Here is a 15,478-nt window from a genome sequence, read left to right on the forward strand (position 1 = left end):
GAGCGGATTTTTCTTTGATTCAACTGTTTACGTTAAGGAAAACTTGTTTTGAACATAGCGCGCGCTCGGTCAATATCTGGGCGTTTTGAGTTTGGGCAACGAGGATCGCTTGGTCAAAGGCGGCATTCGCGGCATCGGTGTTTCCCTGAGCAGCTCTGACTTCGCCTTTGATACGGAGCAACTCAGCCTCAGCCCAGTGTTCCCCTGTGGTATCCTGTTCTCGCAATGCGCGATCCACCGTGCGTAGGGCTGCCGCGGGATCGCCTGCCCTGAGTTGGGCTTTCGCGTGTTCTGCCAAATAAAGCGTCACCCAAAGCCAACATCCTTTTGCGCGATACTCATCCAAAGCGGTATCTAGCTGATGAACGGCGCCGGGTGCGTCCGTCATGCAGGCCAGCACTGCGTCATGAATGGCGACAAAGTCTTTCCACAACGCCATGTCGTGCTCGTCCGAGACCCGTCGCATTTCCTCGTTGATCTCGGATGCGCCTTCCACATCGCCAATCCAGATCGACAAGGTGACAGCGTGCAAACCTGCGTAGCAGATTGTGTTGGCGTGTTTGAGCTCGCGAGCCCGCGCAAGGGCCTTGTGGCAGGTCTGTCGCGCCATGACTTCGTCACCACACATCCATTGCGCAAGGAGCATATAGCACCAGATCTGTACGCCCGGGTCCTGAGCGAATTTCGCTGAAAAATCTGCGATCTCGGCCGATTGATAAAGCTCGTATGCGACTTGGAGATCCTGAAGAGCTTCGGCAGAGCGGCCCTTGGCAATCAGGGTTGCAGCCCGCATCCGACGCGAGATCAGCTTTGGGATCGGGTCGGGTTCGTTCGCCATGTCCTCTACCAGTCTCGAAACCAGATCGAATGCTTTGTGCAGATCGTTGCCGATGTAAGGCGCAATCCAGGTCCCATAATAGATTGCGACCTTGAGTTCTGGGTCCGCGGTTGCGTGAATTCGCTCCAACGCCTGGGAGAATGCTGCGCTGGCTTCGGCTGATGCGTAGCCATCCTTGGCGATATGTACCTGCGCAAGTTGCACCAGAAGCGCCAGCTCTCGTTCGCGCCATTCCGGTTTGTCCAGCAAACCCGCAACCAGCGTCAGAGCATTTCGCAGATGATTACCCGCCTCAACATAAGCCGGTCGGGCCTGAGCTTTTCTGGCAGCGTCTCCCCATAGAGTAATGGCCTTTTCGGTCAACCCAGCCTCGGTCGCATGATGTGCGATCAATTCCGAGGGCGCATTCGGGTCAGCCTCGAACAGGTCCGTAAGTCGGTGATGGATTTCCAGACGTCGGCGTTTCAGCAAGCTTTCATAGGCTACATCCCGAACCAGAGCGTGCTTGAAGACATAGGTCGTATCCGGAGGAATTCCGCGCCGAAAAACAAGTTCGCTGCGCTCAAGCTGTCCCAGCGCATCGTCCAGCGCCAGATCATCGACACGGGCGATTTTTGCCAAGGACGCCCGGTCGAAACTTCGCCCGATGCAGGCGGCCATCTGGGCGATTTCCTTCACGGGTTGAAGTCGGTCGATCCGGGCCATGAGGGAATCATGCAAAGTCGCCGGGATGGTCACCCGGTCAATGGGACCGGTGAGTTGAAAGCTGCTTTCGGTTTCAACAAGGTCGCCGGATTCCAAGATGGTTTTTGTCAGTTCCTCGATGAACAGGGGCACGCCGTCGGTTCGGTGGATGATTTCCTTGGTCAGTTCGGCAGGAAGACTTTTGCCGCCCGAAATTTTTGCAAGAACATCTTCGATTTGCTCTGACCCCAACCGGTTTAAGGTAAGCTTGGATACGATTGGATGACCTCCGAACGCGTGCTGGAACGTCGGCCTGCCGGTAATCAAGATCATGACACGTTCGGTCGCAATTCGGTCCAGACATGCCTCAAGCATCGCAAGCGTCGAGGCATCGCACCAATGCGCGTCCTCCACGACCAGCAGGACCGGCTTTTCCCGTGAAAGCATCTGAACTTCTGCCGAGGTCTCTTCCATGATCCGGACTCGGAACTGTTGAGGTGACAGATCGGGTGTTTCGGCGGATGGATCAGTTTCAATCTGTAAAAGCCCTGCAATGATCGTCGGGTCGGCGGCCCGGAGTTGCTGGCGAAGCTTCGCGGTTTTTTGGCTGGCCGTGTCAGTTTCCAGATGACCCACGGCATGTGAAAGTTGCTGGATAACAGGAAAGAAGCTCGAATCCGTATGGTAGGGCGAGCAGTGATAGTTCATCCGGAAGTGATCCTGCGTCGAGACAGCGTCAATAACGGCACGCGTTAGTCTGGACTTGCCGATACCCGCTTCACCAATCAGCACGGTGACTTGGCCTTCGCCGGAAATTGCGCGGTGCCAGCGCTCCATGATCAATCCCAGTTCATGGTTGCGCCCGATCATCGGCAGGACAGGATTGTGGTCTTCGGTCTCGAACCGACTTTCCAGGCTGCGCTCGGCGGCGACCCTCCAGGCTGGTACAGGCGAATCCAATCCCTTGATGTCGAAATGGCCAAGCTGTTCCAGTTCGAACGTGTCCTGAATCAGCTGCTTCGTTGCTTCCGGAACCAGAACCTGCCCCGGCTCGGCCAAGGTCTGAAAACGGGCTGCAAGGTTCGGCGTGTCGCCGACGACAGTTTCTTCCCGCGATGTGCCTTCCCCGATGAGGTCGCCGACAACTACCATGCCGGTTGCCACTCCGGCCCGAGCAGACAATTCCTGTCCGTCAGGCGCCCGCATGTCGGCAATCGATCCGACAATTTCCAGCGCAGAGCGCGCAGCGCGTTCTGCATCATCTTCATGCGCCACCGGCCAACCAAAATAGCACAGTACACCGTCGCCCATGTATTTTGCCACATTCCCTTCATATCGGGTAACGATACCGGCTACGGTGTTTTGATACCGTTTGATCACTTCGCTCATGTCTTCGGGATCGAACCGGGCGGACAGCGCCGTCGATCCGACGAGGTCTACGAACAGCGTTGTAAGATGGCGGCGTTCGGCTTCGCGTTTGATATCTGTTGCACTTGTCGCGTCAGACACAGATTGATCGGGTTCACTTGCCTCTATGGCTGTCCGGAGCCGTTTGCGCGCGCCCAGTGAAAGGCCGATTTCTCGCAGGTCCTCATCTGTTAGGTCAAAAAGGACATCAAGATCGATCTCATTCTCAACCAGAACCGCCTCGAGATTGAGGAGCTTTCTTCGCGTCAGCCATTCAATGAGATCGGACATCCGACAACTGGTCCTCTACGAGGGTCTAAGAATCGCAGTGTTCCCGATCAAGCCGGTTTGGGCAATGAGTAATCCTCAGACGTCGAGTTTGCCCAAATTTCAAAAGAATAACGCCTTACATGGCCTGTGGACACAAGAGTAGGGCGCCAACTAGGTTGGCTTGGAACTAGGGGATGGGAAAGTTTGATGCGACCGAGCAAAAACGTGTTTGAAAAAATGACCGAGACCTACACTGCAGCGTGGAACTCGGGAAATCCCGAGGCGGTTGCTGATCACTATGCTCCTGGCAAAGGTATCGCGATCAACCGAGGGGAAAATCAATTCGGGCGCGAAGCCGTAATAGCCATGGCCGGAGGATTCATGGCTTCTTTTCCCGATCTGAAACTTGACAGGGACTTTGTTCGAATTGCCGGGGATCACGCCATCTTCGGTTGGACGCTTGAAGGGCATCATTTGGAAACGGGCAATCTCGTCAAAGCCAGTGGCTGGGAAGAATGGGAATTGGACGAAAACTGTCGGATCACCAATTCACTTGGCTGGTTCGATGCCTTGGATTATGAACGCCAGGTCGCAGGTCAAGCGCTGTGACCATCTCCCATTATCGAATGGAGGCATTCGATGCTTGAACAGCAGCGGCAAAACCCGTCTGCAGTCTCTTGTGGTCTTTCCAGTGTTGTGTCGCAATTTTTTGGTTCAGTTTGACCGGATAGCCTTTCGGGCATGTGTTCCAAGCAATTAGTGCTCGGACAGGTCTAACTATGGTCTCATTGAAAAGCTGCCCCTCTCCCAAGAATGTAGTTTGTTTGCCATGAAACGCGGAGCTGGACTAGCAGCAGTACAAAATCTCGTTCGCACCCTTCCTCAGCATGAGGGAACAGGCAGCCAATTGCTGCACTGAAATGAACTCATCAGGCTTGTGGCCTTGTTCGGACATAGAGCCCGGCCCGCAAACGACTGTCTCGACCCCAAGTTCTGAAAGTACGCCCGCCTCTGTTCCAAAGGCGACGTGGCTTGTGTTTCCACCGCTCCAGGACCGGACAAGAGAAACCGCAGGTTTGGATTCCGCAACTGACAGCCCAGGATAACCTGCCAAAGGGTGAAGTGAGATCTGGGCTGCTGGCGCAAAACCAGCTGCCACCGTAACTGCCGCCTGCTGAATGCGTGCTTCAAGCTCTTCAGGCACATCTTCTGGAAGATGTCGGAATTCAAAAAGTAGCGTGGCTTTGTCGGGGACCAAATTCAGCGCCGTGCCGCAGTTGAGCTGTCCAACATGAAATGTGGTGTAAGGGATGTCAAAGTTGTCGTTGCGGTTTCCCTTTTGTCGGTACATGTCCTGCATCTCGCGCAGCTTGGTGACGAAATCGACCGCGACATGCAGCGCGTTGACAAATCGGGGCGCGAGCGCGGAGTGCCCGACCTCTCCCCTAATGTCTGCACGAAAGGCGCGTTTTCCTTTGTGACCGATTGCAACTTGCATCTCTGTCGGCTCGCCCACAATGGCCAGCGTTGGACGCCCCAGAAGCGGACTCAATCGATCTTTCATACGTGAAATCCCGACGCATCCTATCTCTTCGTCATAAGAAATCAAAAGCTTCAAAGGCGTCTTGAGGTCGCGATTTTGTACGGTATCCGCCAGCGCCAGCATTTCTGACAAAAAGCCTTTCATGTCCGTCGTACCACGCCCGAACAGCCGATCACCTTGCCGGGTCAGCTTGAAGGGCGGTGTGCTCCAGTTTTGTCCGACGACGGGGACCACGTCAGAATGTGCAGACAGCAGCAGGCCACCCTCGACCGCCGGACCGATCTCTGCAAAAAGGCCAGCCTTGGGTTCTTTCGGGTCTGCGATGCGCTGGACCCGAAACCCGCGAGATTTCAGAAAATCTTCGATGTAGGCGATCATGCCGAGGTTTGATTGATCGCTTACCGTTTCAAAGCCGACCAAACGCTCCAGGACCTCTAGCGAGAGACTCATGTAAGTGCCACTCCGCCGATGGCGTTGAAAACGCCTGACCGACCCTGTTCCAGCGCGTAGTTGACAAACGCCGCAACTGTGCGGGACTTTTCCGCGCCATGCGTGGTCAACAGGCCCATTCTCAATGGTCGGACGGGTCCCGAGATCGGAACACAAACAAGCGGGCTACCGTCCGGCGACAGGTCGCTTTGCGGGCGCACGTTGGCTATGGAATAGCCAAATCCGTTCCCCACCATGGAGCGCATCACGGCCATGTCGCGGGTTCGCTCAACGATGCGGGGCTGTAGCGCGGACGCTTCGAACAGAGACAGAAAATAATCCGCGCTGATTGGCAGATCCAGCAGGATCATCGGCAACTCAACCAGATCCTCAATGGATACAGACCCCTTTTTCGCCAATTCGTGCCCTGCGTGCAGCAATGCAAAAGGGTGCAGACGCACGAGCCCGATGAATTTCAGGTCGGTCGGGATGTCCATGTCATAGGTCAGCGCGATGTCGATTTCGGATCGTTGCAGTGCATTGAAAATCTCTGCCTGGTTCAGCTCTTTCTGGACGATCCTGACATCCGGATATCCGGCTTCAAAACCACGTCGTATACGCGGCAGCACAAGTTGAGCGAAAGTGAGCAGGCAGCCAACCGCAAGGGGTCCGCGCGCGGTGCCAGAGATGTCAGCGGCGATATTCGTGATTTCCCTTGCGCCCGCAAGAACGATACGGGCCTGTTCAAGCACCCTTTGCCCTCCGCGGGTCAGCGAAAGACCCTGAGCATGCTGGCGCACAAAAAGCGAAATCTCCAATTCGGATTCAAGCTGGGCGATGGCAGACGAGATAGACGGAGACGACACATTCAAGCGGTCTGATGCGCGTGCAATGCTGCCCGTTTCACCAACGGCAACAAGATATTCCAGCTGCCGGAGGGTCAGACGGGACAAGCCTGCGTTCCTTGTCCGCGCACCAGCGTGCGCCTATGAGCGTCTAGCATCCTGTCACCTGGCCCCAACGGCGGCGTCCTGCTGGGCGAGCCAGATCTGGAAATCGCGGATTGTCCCCTCATAGTCATCCCCGGCAAGTGGCCCTTCGATCGCATGGGTAGAATGCAGCGCGACTTGCATGCGCTCAAGCTTTTCCCGATCTTCCCGGTTGACCTCTTCCCACAAAGCGATCCGCTGCTGGATCGTGTCGTGATCAAGGTTGTCGCGATAGACTGACATCGTCCATTTGACGCGGATCAGATTTGCGTGGATCGGAAAGATGGACAGCGACACAAGCAGGCTTGCGGCCTGGCTGGCGACCTGGGTCGGAAACTTGGCGAAAAGAGACGAGCGTTTGCGCTCAGCCGCGCTGAGCCCGGCGGCGCCATCGCCGCGTGGCGTGATATTGTCAGGGTAGTTCGCGGCATAAGAGGTATAGCCATCGCCACTGACAAGCTTGCGCGATAGCCCGGACGGAGTGTAGCCGTGCAGGGTTTGCGGGTGCACTACGCTCAGGTGGTAGCCTTCCATGAAATTCTCGACAAGGCACTTCCAGTTGGTCTGCCAGTCTTCTTCTGCCACATGCACAAGGCGAAAGTCTTGCGTTTCATAAGGGGCCAGCATGGCATCAAGTTCGGGATGTTCGAAAGGCGCAGCATCCCGCGTAAGGTTTACATAGATGAAGCCATTCCACAATTGCGTGTCATGTTCCGGCAGCTTGCAAGTCTTGGCATCGAAACCTGCATTTTCCATCCGTGGCGCGCGCAGCAGGGCGCCGTCACGCCCATAGGTCCACGCATGATAGGCGCAAACAAACCGCTTTGTGTTTCCGCGCCCCTCGGCCAAAGGCATTCCTCGATGACGGCACACATTTGCCAGCACGCGCACGCTGTCGTCGTCGCCCCGCACGACCAGCAACGGTTCGTTCAACAGCTGCAGGGTAAAGAAATCGCCCGGCTCCGGGATCTCATCCAGCCGGCCCAGACAATGCCAACCCGTGCGCAGAACAGTGCGCGCCTCGTGGTCGAACTGGTCCTGCGCGGTATAGAAGGCACCCGGCATGCCCATCGGGCGATCCGCTGGCAGGGCGGCAAGGTCCTGTAATTTCGTCCGCAGATAGGTCATCCCAGCCTCCTTTAGCTGCGTGTCATGCGTCCCCGGGAACGCCGTAGGATGGAGCCGCACTGGGATCGAGCGCACGGCGAACATAGTCGTCCAGTTGCGGTTTGTAGATATCCCAAGCGGTCGCAATCGCTTCAATCGGGCAGCCCTGTGTCCAATCACAGCGCAGGTCGACCACGGGCCAGGCGACCTTATCGACCAGCAGCATCCCGGCGGAATGCACCGGACCTGCCTCGCCCCCGGTCGCCAAACCTGCGCGCATCGACGCGATCAGCCGGTCCCCCAGATGGCCCTCTGAGGTTTCGAACGCGGATACGATTGCGGCGGGCACCTGGTCGTTGTCCAACAGATTACCGCCAGAGGCGACATCGATGCCCTGCGCCTCATTCCAGTTGCCCAGAACATTCCGGCCCGAATGAATGGCCGTGGTCCCGTTGCCATCGATCGCCAGAAGCTGTCGGTATTCAATATGCGCGGCATCGCATGTGATCTGTTGCACTGCCTCGGCTGCCGAACCGCCCTGTTCCATCAGATAAAGCGTTTTTGGGCCAAGTCGCGGGTCGGTGACGTTCTGACTGGCCACAGCACCGACACCTGCGCGCGCGTAGGCACAGCGCGCCGCAACGGCAGGGGACGAGGACGAAATTGCCACGCCAAACATCCCAGTTTCGACGCAGCGGGCCACAAGCGAAAAGGTCATCGGCCTAGTCCGGGATCACGGCTGTGGCGTCAATCTCCACCAGCCATTCGGGGCGAGCAAGCGCCTGGACCACCAACCCGGTCGACACCGGATGTACCCCTTTGATGTATTCGCCCATGGTGCGGTAGACAGCCTCACGGTGCCGCACATCGGTGATGTAGACGACGACCTTGACCAGATGGGCCATCTCGCCGCCGGCTTCGCCGATCAATTGCCGGATGTTCTGCATCACCTTGTGGGTTTGCTCGACCGGATCGTGGCTGTCGATGTTCTTGGCGTCATCTAGGTTCTGTGGGCATTGCCCGCGCATCCAGACCGTGCGCCCACCGCGCGTGACCACTGCTTGGCACAGATCGTTGTCAAGCGATTGTTCGGGATAGGTCTCGCGAGTGTTGAACGGGCGGATGCGCTCATGAGCCATGTTGTGCCGCGCCCCCTGCTTCAATCCGGGCCATGAGGTACTGTGCAAAATCGTAGTTGGGGCGTTCCAGATGGCTCAGATGTCCGGGTGTCGCCACATCCGAACACAGTCCACGATAGACTTTTTCAGTGCAGCCCCGATCTTCGACATTCACCTCATCCAGCAGTGTTTTCAGAGCGGTAAAGTTATCCTGTGCATCCGGGTCATCCGCAAAGTCGTTCGACATACCGCCGCCAAAACGGATATGCACCTGACCCGGCCCTTTGGGGTGTAGTGACAGATACCAGAAATAGCCCGGTGTCAGCGTAATCATGAGGCTTGGATAAAGCGCCAAAAGATATGTCGTGCGACGCTCATCGCCCTGCAAACGATCATTGTCGGGATGCGCCATCGCAATACGCAGCGATTCATCCTTGAGAATCGTGTGGTAATTGAAGGCCGCGTGCCCGGGTGGGCAAATCATGTCTTCCAGTCGCGATAGCCCGCCAATCGTACCGGCATGGCACACCGGCAGATGGTAGCTTTCCATGAAATTCTCGGCCAGAACCTTCCAATTGGTGTCCCACACATGTTCTTCGTAGAATGCCTCGGAATAGTTGGTCATGTCGTAGCCTTCGATCATGCGGGCCACTTCTGACAGCTGATCGGCCACCGGTGCTGCGCCCGGATCAAGGCAGACGAATACCCAACCCAGCCATTCCTCGCACCGCACCTGTGGCAGCGCATACTGGTCTTTGCAAAAGCCAGCGTTCTGCGACATTGCGGGCGCGCCGCGCAACTTGCCATCAAGGTTGTAGGTCCAGGCGTGATAGGGGCAAACGATGGTCTTGGCGTTGCCGCGTCCGTGTAAAAGCGTCGACATGCGATGGAGGCAGACATTGCTCATTGCGCGCAAGTCCCCGTCGCGGTCACGCAAAACAACAATTGGCTGCCCCGCCAGTTCGCAGGCCAAGTAATCCCCCGGGGCCGACAGCGCGTCGACGCGGCCCACGCAATACCAGTCTTTGCGAAAGATGTGTTCCAGTTCTGCGTCCACAAAGCTTTGTTCGGTATAGACATCGGTCGGCATCGCGCGCGCGTTTTCAAACGGAACCGACGTGTTCTCTCGCAGGGCGGCAATTGGATCGATTTGGTCTTTGGGCACGAACAAACCTCCTGAAGTGAGTCGTGGATCAGCGTTCACCATTGGATAATGAAGCGGCTCCTTGCGGAAACAAATAGAAAGTCTTCCTAACTGCTGCATAGTTAAAATCTAATCGACATAAGGCAAAGTAAAATCAATGGTGCGTGGGCGATGGATTGAAAGATCCTCACTCAGGTCCTCGGGTTCGCGGGATAGGCAAAGGGTTTAATCATGGAGAAATTTGACGCAGTGGTCATTGGTGCAGGCCAGGCGGGCATTGCCACAAGCGAGCATCTGCGTGCGCAGGGGATTGATCATGTTGTACTTGAACGGGGACGCATTGCCGAACGTTGGAGGTCGGAACGCTGGGACTCGCTCGTAGCAAATGGACCCGCCTGGCATGACCGCTTTCCGGGCATGGAGTTTTCCTGCGACGGCGACACCTTTGCAGATAAGGAAAGCGTGGCGCAGTATTTCGAAGACTACGCCAGGATGATCGATGCGCCGGTGCGCACCGGCGTCACGGTCGAACGCGTCCGACCCCATGCCGCACGTGCCGGATTTCTGATTGAAACCTCGCGAGGCACGCTCGACGCCCGCTACCTTGTCAGTGCTACAGGCCCATTTCAGAAGCCTGCGATCCCGCCCATCATTCCGCAGACCGCAGACATCACACAGATGCATTCAACCGCTTACCGGAATCCGGATGCCTTGCCCGCTGGTGCAGTTTTGGTTGTCGGCGGCGGCTCATCAGGCTCGCAGATTGCGGCAGAGTTGCACGACGCGGGGCGGGAGGTCTTATTCTCCATCGGGCCGCACGATCGTCCTCCGCGCCGGTATCGCGGACGCGACAACGTCTGGTGGCTGGGTGTACTTGGTATCTGGAACATGGACACACCTGCGCCGGGCACTGAACATGTGACCATCGCTGTGAGCGGTGCACATGGCGGCAAAACCGTGGATTTCAGACGTCTCGCGGAACGAGGCATCACTCTTTTGGGCATGTCTTCGGGATATGAAGACGGCATTCTGCAGATTGCCGATGATCTGAAAGCCAATCTTGATGCAGGCGACGCCAATATGCTGTCACTGCTAAAAGCTGCTGATGCACATGTCGCGCGCACCGGGCTGGATCTGCCGACAGAGCCGGAGGCGTGGATCATTCCAGAAGATCCCAACTGTGTTACCGAGCCGATCCGTGAGCTGAACTTAAGAGATCATGGAATCAGCACGATCATCTGGGCCACCGGGTTCCAATTTGATTATGGCTGGCTGGAGGCAGACGCGCTGGACGACAGCGGGAGACCAGTCCATCAGCGCGGCGTCTCTCCGGTACCGGGGCTTTATTTCGTCGGTCTGCCCTGGCAATCGCGTCGGGGATCATCGTTCATTTGGGGCGTATGGCACGACGCGAAGTTCATCGCAGACCAGATCTCGATACAAGAAAACTATCTGGCCTACCAACCGGCACATCTCGATAACTGTCGCTCTGGAAGCGAGATGTAAACTACTCAGCGACAGGCGGTCGTTTGCACGCTTCGCTGCCGTCGTAAAGCGCGAGAAATCAGCCTGTCGTACTGCAACCTGCTCTCACGTGCCCAACTGTAAGCGGGGTTACAGGCCCCGTGCCAATCAGGCAGTTTTCCGACGTCGTACGGAATAGCAAAAACTGTGCGGCGAAGTGGTATGAAGTGATTTGTTGAAGACAACGCTTTTCTCAGCGGCAATTTCTTGGACCTGAAACGCCCTCTTGGTCAGATCCAAACTCCTCGAGGTAGATTGCACTGGGTGGCGCCACTGAAAAGCAGATTTGGACACCTGAAACTTGGCGCATTGTTACTCCGACTGGAGCAGGAGCCATTCATATGGTCGCCAAGGAGGGCTAGCCTATTACGCCCTAAGGGCAATGACGCAGCCGATTTACAGAAGAAGAGGAGCGGGCGGTTTCGCTGTCGTCTTCTCCTTTCCATCTTGCGCTCTGCCCTACTGATGAAGTCACAAGCCACCTCTTCTTTGAGCAACTGCCTTAATGCTGAGATGGTGGGGTTATTTCCAGTGGCGCGGTCCCAAACCAATAATTGGCTCAGACAGAGAAGAGCATGTGTCCTTTTCGGAAGACTTATTTGGCAAATGACGAAAGCCCAACCTGAGTACTTTGGGCGCGCGCACGTCCCACCACTATAGCTTGCCCTGGGACATCGACATGTTCGAAGAAATGAACATCGGCCGCGTCCTGACCTTTACTGATCCAGCAAGATTTCCGTTGGCCGTGCGAGGGGGGACCAATTTGGACAATTCTGCTTCTTCCTTTTTGACGATGTACTATGAAATCATGTGCAATTGGTTGCGACGTTCGGTTCGTCTATCCCCATCATACCCTCTGGCGCATTGACGTTTGCCACGCGAGTGTCTTGTATCGGGCTTGCGCGAGGAACGGGCGGGACCGTATTCCGATAGATGAGCTTCTGGCTCAATTGGGCGCGCGCGAGGAGTAGCCCGCGCTACCTCAATGGGCCGACGACTGGGAAAAGAACGAAGACTAGCTGGGCCCCTGACAGTTGATCATCCATTGCCCGAGGTATCCTCAAGCCCCTGAGAGGCCGCGCCGACAAAGAGCGTTGTCGGGTTTTGATATGCGGGGTAGGCCGTCAACATTTTTTCAATAAACTGCGCCGTTGTGGCGGTTTCCGCCAAGAACCGATTGGCGTCTTCGAGATAGGCCATCGTTTTTTTTATGGCGTTAACGTCATTTATCGAGTCTGGGGTGCGGTGCGACGCGACGACGATTTCTGGGTTCAGTGCAAGCAAATCGGAGAGCGTCTTGATCCATGCCGCACGCGTTTTGTGGTTGCTGTCGATCAAGGTGGGATGAACCTCATTGTAGGCAATGTCACCCACAATCAAGGCGTTCAGGCTCGGGATGTGCACATAGCTTGATCGCGCGATGTCCGATTGGCCCACTTCGACGGCCGTGATTTCGTGACCTTCAATATCGAGCGACCCGTTTGTTGGGTCCGGCACGACGACGGTTTGTGCGATTTCTTCGGCAAAGAGAGGCACCCACATCGCTCGGTCTTTTTCTGTCTCCATTTCCTTCTCGATGAATTCTATTGTTGATTTTGTTGCGACAAGTGACGCTTTTGGGAAGTGGTCAAGAACGATTGAAGCACCAATGTAATGGTCCAGGTGACCGTGCGTGATGTAAATCATGCGCAGGTCTTTCCCGGTTGCCTTGAGCCACGCAACGAGACGGTTGGAGTCTGCTAGCGTGGGGACCGTATCGATCAAAACAGCCTCCTTCTCACCGGAAATCAGCGTCGCCGTCGAATATGGCCAGGTCCAACCGCCCTCAGGCGGGTCAATCGGAAACGGCATGTTCAAAGCATGCGGAGGAACGTCGAAGGTTTCGAGGGTAAGTTGATTTTTCATGATGAACTCCTTGAAGAAATGTGCCGTTCAGTCGCCATCCCGCTCGCGGGCAACCATCCGCTCAAGACGGGTTTTCTGATCAGATGTCTCAGGGTGTGGGGAGCCTTGTGCGCAGCCCTTTAAGGAGCGCAGCTGTGAATGCCCATTGGCTCTTGAGATATCCGGAATGTTTGGGAAGCGCATCCTCAACGTCCTTGACCCTCCGGTGGTAGAAAATGTGAAGGGCGGGGGAGGGGGCGGTCTCTGGTGTATCCAGGGTCTGCACAGGAATGATGGTCAGCTTGGGTATCAGGGGGCGGTGGATCCTTTCAATGGCTACTCCGCCGCAGGCCGCGCATATCCCACGGTTTAGCACTGGTGGCATTTGATGAAATCGGAAGTCGATGTGGTGTTCGCCCATTGGCATCACATCCCCGGACCGCAAGAGGATGATGTCCGCGTTGTCCGCCTTGTTGTACGACTGACAGGTTTTGCAATGACAATACGCTCGAAACAGTGGCACGCCGGTGATTGCGTAGCGTACTTTCCCACAGGAGCATCCGCCGCGCGTAGGAAGAATGTTGGGCTCAAAAGGGTTCTTCATGACTTCACCCTTAGTGTCAGAAACATCAGGGTGTGGTAGGCCATGGCGAAGGGAACCAGAAAGTAGGGCAGCATCGCCAACGGAAAAAGCGTCATAAGGTGGTCTTCGTTTAACGCAAGAATGTTCAGCGTTACGCCTTCGGTGCTCATGAAGCTAAGCGAATAGGCCACGAGGAAATCCAGGGTCCCAAAGACGACCAGCACATAGAACATTAGTTTGCCGGGTGTTTCGCCTGCCAGAAGCTGAACCAACAAGACGGTGGCGATGATTGCTGCGGCGAAATCACCGAACCCGGCCGTGAAGGCAAACACGGTGCCGGTATGCCCAAGTGTGTTCTCAAGAATAAACAAGGTGCCCATGTATCGGAATGCCTGCGGCAGTGTCAGCCAGGCAAGTGACAAGCCATCTCCGACAAAGAACTGCCGAAACACCGCGACTATAACAGATGGAAGGATGAAGTTCGTAATCACGATGGCCCAGACAACCATCGGGTCGTCGACACCGAACTGCCAGTGCCGCGCGAACAGAAAAACGACGATACCCCAAATGGCGACACCAAGTGCGATGCCAATCGATTTTCGCACCGTCGCGCCGGACCCCAGATAGGTACCAAGTGCGAGAAAGGGAACGACCGTGGACCCGCCGACCAATACAAGCGAACTCAAGAAATGGGCTGGTACAGTCTCCACGGTCGAGTGTCTCCGTCGTCTGTCTCGGGGCGCTATAAGCCGCCGCGCGTGTTTCGCATTAACTGTCTTTTCGACGGAGCCCTTGCGCCACGCCATCGATAAAACCCGGCTTGTCTTGCTTGATCGCATCGATGCGGGTGCGAAGCTCGTCGGTCAGTTCAAGATGTTTGTCCGCCCATAGGAAGACCTCGGCCAGGATTGGCAGCAGGTCTATCCCCCGTTCAGTCAGCCGATATGCTGACCCCGATTTGGTATCGGCACTTTCCATTTGCTCGACAATGCCGTCATCGACGAGTTTTCTGAGCCTGTCGGCCAGGATGTTTGTTGCAATTTTTTCATCCGAACGCAGGAAATCGCCATAGGTACGCTTCCCCTCGAACAATAGGTCGCGGATAATGAGCAGGGTCCAACGATCCCCCCAAACTTCAAGTGACATGCTGATCGGGCAATTTGACCGTTTCCTTGATTTCATTTGGCTTGCTCCGAAGCCATATGCGTGCTGGTTAGATCGAGGCGCGTTTTGCCTGTGTCGGAGAGGACAGACGTTCGAATGGTCGAAATCCTGCGGCCCTTTTTGACAAAGCGAGCGGAGGCTTGCAGTTGGCCGCTTTGGCAGTTCGACAACAAATTGGCGTTGAGGTTTACGGCCAATGGAAATCCACCCATACCCTGGGTCGGGGCCTGACCCTGAAGCGCAAGCGTCGTGGCAACCACATCGGCAAACCAGATGAGTGCCCCCGCATGTGTAGACCCAAATGGGTTTCGGATGCCATCTTGGATCATCATCCGTCCCGACGCTTCTTCCTCTGACACGTAGGTGATGTCGAACGAAATTGAGCCGTTCAGTTTAGATGAAGCCAACGACATTCTCTTACCTTCTGTTTCGGGACATTGGGTATGCCGCCCAATAGCAATTCCTCGGAACCAAACTTTGTTGGTCAGTTTTTACTTGCATTTTGCAAGTTAGCTACAAATAGTTACTATTCTTGCAAAATGCAAGTCCAGAAGACAATTGATCTGGGGAAGTGCGAGCGGACACTCATTCGGAACCTATCTAGCGGATGGCCGCAACAAGATGATCATCCATCTCAACCCCGGTCCAAAGCCGCCCAAAGGACTGTACGCGCGGCTATTACTCGCAGAGTGGGCCGTTGCCTCTGCAATGCTGTTTCTCAATCAAAGGCCGACCCAATCCCGACGTTGAGCCGCTAGTCTAAGTGCTGCAATGCGGTCCACAGAGCGAACCAT

The 15,478-nt window shown here is 55.9% G+C and carries 14 protein-coding genes; 2 read left to right on the forward strand and 12 right to left on the reverse strand.

Annotated features, from left to right (window positions below; genetic code table 11):
* Positions 1–19 precede the first annotated feature (19 nt).
* The gene (locus ACR0L4_RS08830) at positions 20–3,220 is read right to left on the reverse strand and encodes an ATP-binding protein (RefSeq protein WP_480512233.1); all 3,201 of its coding nucleotides are present in this window, start codon (positions 3,218–3,220) and stop codon (positions 20–22) included.
* 186 nt (positions 3,221–3,406) lie between these two features.
* Between ACR0L4_RS08830 and ACR0L4_RS08835 the strand changes: the two genes are divergently transcribed.
* On the forward strand, positions 3,407–3,808 hold the full coding sequence (locus tag ACR0L4_RS08835; protein WP_480512235.1) for a DUF1348 family protein: 402 nt from the start codon (positions 3,407–3,409) through the stop codon (positions 3,806–3,808).
* A gap of 238 nt (positions 3,809–4,046) precedes the next feature.
* Here ACR0L4_RS08835 and argE read toward each other — a convergent pair whose 3' ends face one another.
* Genes argE through ACR0L4_RS08865 form a run of 6 tightly spaced genes read right to left on the reverse strand, consistent with a single transcriptional unit; the run spans position 4,047 to position 9,550 of the window.
* Complete coding sequence (gene argE, locus ACR0L4_RS08840) at positions 4,047–5,192, reverse strand: acetylornithine deacetylase (protein ID WP_480512237.1); 1,146 nt, start codon at positions 5,190–5,192, stop codon at positions 4,047–4,049.
* Positions 5,189–6,124 carry a LysR family transcriptional regulator gene (locus tag ACR0L4_RS08845; RefSeq protein WP_480512239.1) on the reverse strand — a complete coding sequence of 312 codons (936 nt, stop codon included), beginning with the start codon at positions 6,122–6,124 and terminating at the stop codon, positions 5,189–5,191. Before ACR0L4_RS08845 ends, argE begins: the two co-directional genes overlap by 4 nt.
* Before the next feature lie 54 nt (positions 6,125–6,178).
* The gene (locus tag ACR0L4_RS08850; RefSeq protein ID WP_170749322.1) at positions 6,179–7,288 is read right to left on the reverse strand and encodes an SRPBCC family protein; all 1,110 of its coding nucleotides are present in this window, start codon (positions 7,286–7,288) and stop codon (positions 6,179–6,181) included.
* A gap of 22 nt (positions 7,289–7,310) precedes the next feature.
* Positions 7,311–7,985, reverse strand: a complete 675-nt coding sequence (locus ACR0L4_RS08855) for a DUF1028 domain-containing protein (protein WP_480512241.1) — start codon at positions 7,983–7,985, stop codon at positions 7,311–7,313.
* A 4-nt stretch (positions 7,986–7,989) separates the two neighbouring features.
* Positions 7,990–8,406 carry a RidA family protein gene (locus tag ACR0L4_RS08860; protein ID WP_170749320.1) on the reverse strand — a complete coding sequence of 139 codons (417 nt, stop codon included), beginning with the start codon at positions 8,404–8,406 and terminating at the stop codon, positions 7,990–7,992.
* On the reverse strand, positions 8,396–9,550 hold the full coding sequence (locus ACR0L4_RS08865) for an SRPBCC family protein (protein WP_170749319.1): 1,155 nt from the start codon (positions 9,548–9,550) through the stop codon (positions 8,396–8,398). Before ACR0L4_RS08865 ends, ACR0L4_RS08860 begins: the two co-directional genes overlap by 11 nt.
* A gap of 210 nt (positions 9,551–9,760) precedes the next feature.
* Between ACR0L4_RS08865 and ACR0L4_RS08870 the strand changes: the two genes are divergently transcribed.
* A complete protein-coding gene (locus tag ACR0L4_RS08870; protein WP_170749318.1) occupies positions 9,761–11,035 on the forward strand; it encodes a flavin-containing monooxygenase in 1,275 nt (424 codons plus the stop codon).
* A gap of 1,056 nt (positions 11,036–12,091) precedes the next feature.
* Here the strand turns inward: ACR0L4_RS08870 and ACR0L4_RS08875 are convergent.
* From ACR0L4_RS08875 to ACR0L4_RS08895, 5 genes are all read right to left on the reverse strand, one after another.
* On the reverse strand, positions 12,092–12,958 hold the full coding sequence (locus ACR0L4_RS08875) for an MBL fold metallo-hydrolase (protein ID WP_480512244.1): 867 nt from the start codon (positions 12,956–12,958) through the stop codon (positions 12,092–12,094).
* An 88-nt stretch (positions 12,959–13,046) separates the two neighbouring features.
* Positions 13,047–13,541: a GFA family protein gene (locus ACR0L4_RS08880; protein WP_480512246.1), complete on the reverse strand. Its 495-nt coding sequence runs from the start codon at positions 13,539–13,541 to the stop codon at positions 13,047–13,049.
* Positions 13,538–14,230, reverse strand: a complete 693-nt coding sequence (locus tag ACR0L4_RS08885; RefSeq protein ID WP_480512248.1) for a hypothetical protein — start codon at positions 14,228–14,230, stop codon at positions 13,538–13,540. Before ACR0L4_RS08885 ends, ACR0L4_RS08880 begins: the two co-directional genes overlap by 4 nt.
* Before the next feature lie 58 nt (positions 14,231–14,288).
* Entirely contained in the window at positions 14,289–14,702 is a 414-nt protein-coding gene (locus ACR0L4_RS08890; RefSeq protein WP_480512250.1) for a winged helix-turn-helix transcriptional regulator, read from the reverse strand.
* A complete protein-coding gene (locus tag ACR0L4_RS08895) occupies positions 14,699–15,097 on the reverse strand; it encodes a PaaI family thioesterase (protein WP_480512252.1) in 399 nt (132 codons plus the stop codon). Before ACR0L4_RS08895 ends, ACR0L4_RS08890 begins: the two co-directional genes overlap by 4 nt.
* Between the last annotated feature and the right edge of the window lie 381 nt (positions 15,098–15,478).

It is taken from the genome of Ruegeria sp. AB5, assembly GCF_056542645.1.

Bases quoted from the DNA above. Each gene is read 5' to 3' on its own strand.
- ACR0L4_RS08855 (WP_480512241.1), bottom strand. From the start codon at position 7,985: ATGACCTTTTCGCTTGTGGCCCGCTGCGTCGAAACTGGGATGTTTGGC.
- ACR0L4_RS08870 (WP_170749318.1), top strand. From the start codon at position 9,761: ATGGAGAAATTTGACGCAGTGGTCATTGGTGCAGGCCAGGCGGGCATT.
- ACR0L4_RS08860 (WP_170749320.1), bottom strand. From the start codon at position 8,406: ATGGCTCATGAGCGCATCCGCCCGTTCAACACTCGCGAGACCTATCCC.
- ACR0L4_RS08835 (WP_480512235.1), top strand. From the start codon at position 3,407: ATGCGACCGAGCAAAAACGTGTTTGAAAAAATGACCGAGACCTACACT.
- argE (WP_480512237.1), bottom strand. From the start codon at position 5,192: ATGAGTCTCTCGCTAGAGGTCCTGGAGCGTTTGGTCGGCTTTGAAACG.
- ACR0L4_RS08890 (WP_480512250.1), bottom strand. From the start codon at position 14,702: ATGAAATCAAGGAAACGGTCAAATTGCCCGATCAGCATGTCACTTGAA.
- ACR0L4_RS08830 (WP_480512233.1), bottom strand. From the start codon at position 3,220: ATGTCCGATCTCATTGAATGGCTGACGCGAAGAAAGCTCCTCAATCTC.
- ACR0L4_RS08875 (WP_480512244.1), bottom strand. From the start codon at position 12,958: ATGAAAAATCAACTTACCCTCGAAACCTTCGACGTTCCTCCGCATGCT.
- ACR0L4_RS08880 (WP_480512246.1), bottom strand. From the start codon at position 13,541: ATGAAGAACCCTTTTGAGCCCAACATTCTTCCTACGCGCGGCGGATGC.
- ACR0L4_RS08850 (WP_170749322.1), bottom strand. From the start codon at position 7,288: ATGACCTATCTGCGGACGAAATTACAGGACCTTGCCGCCCTGCCAGCG.
- ACR0L4_RS08895 (WP_480512252.1), bottom strand. From the start codon at position 15,097: ATGTCGTTGGCTTCATCTAAACTGAACGGCTCAATTTCGTTCGACATC.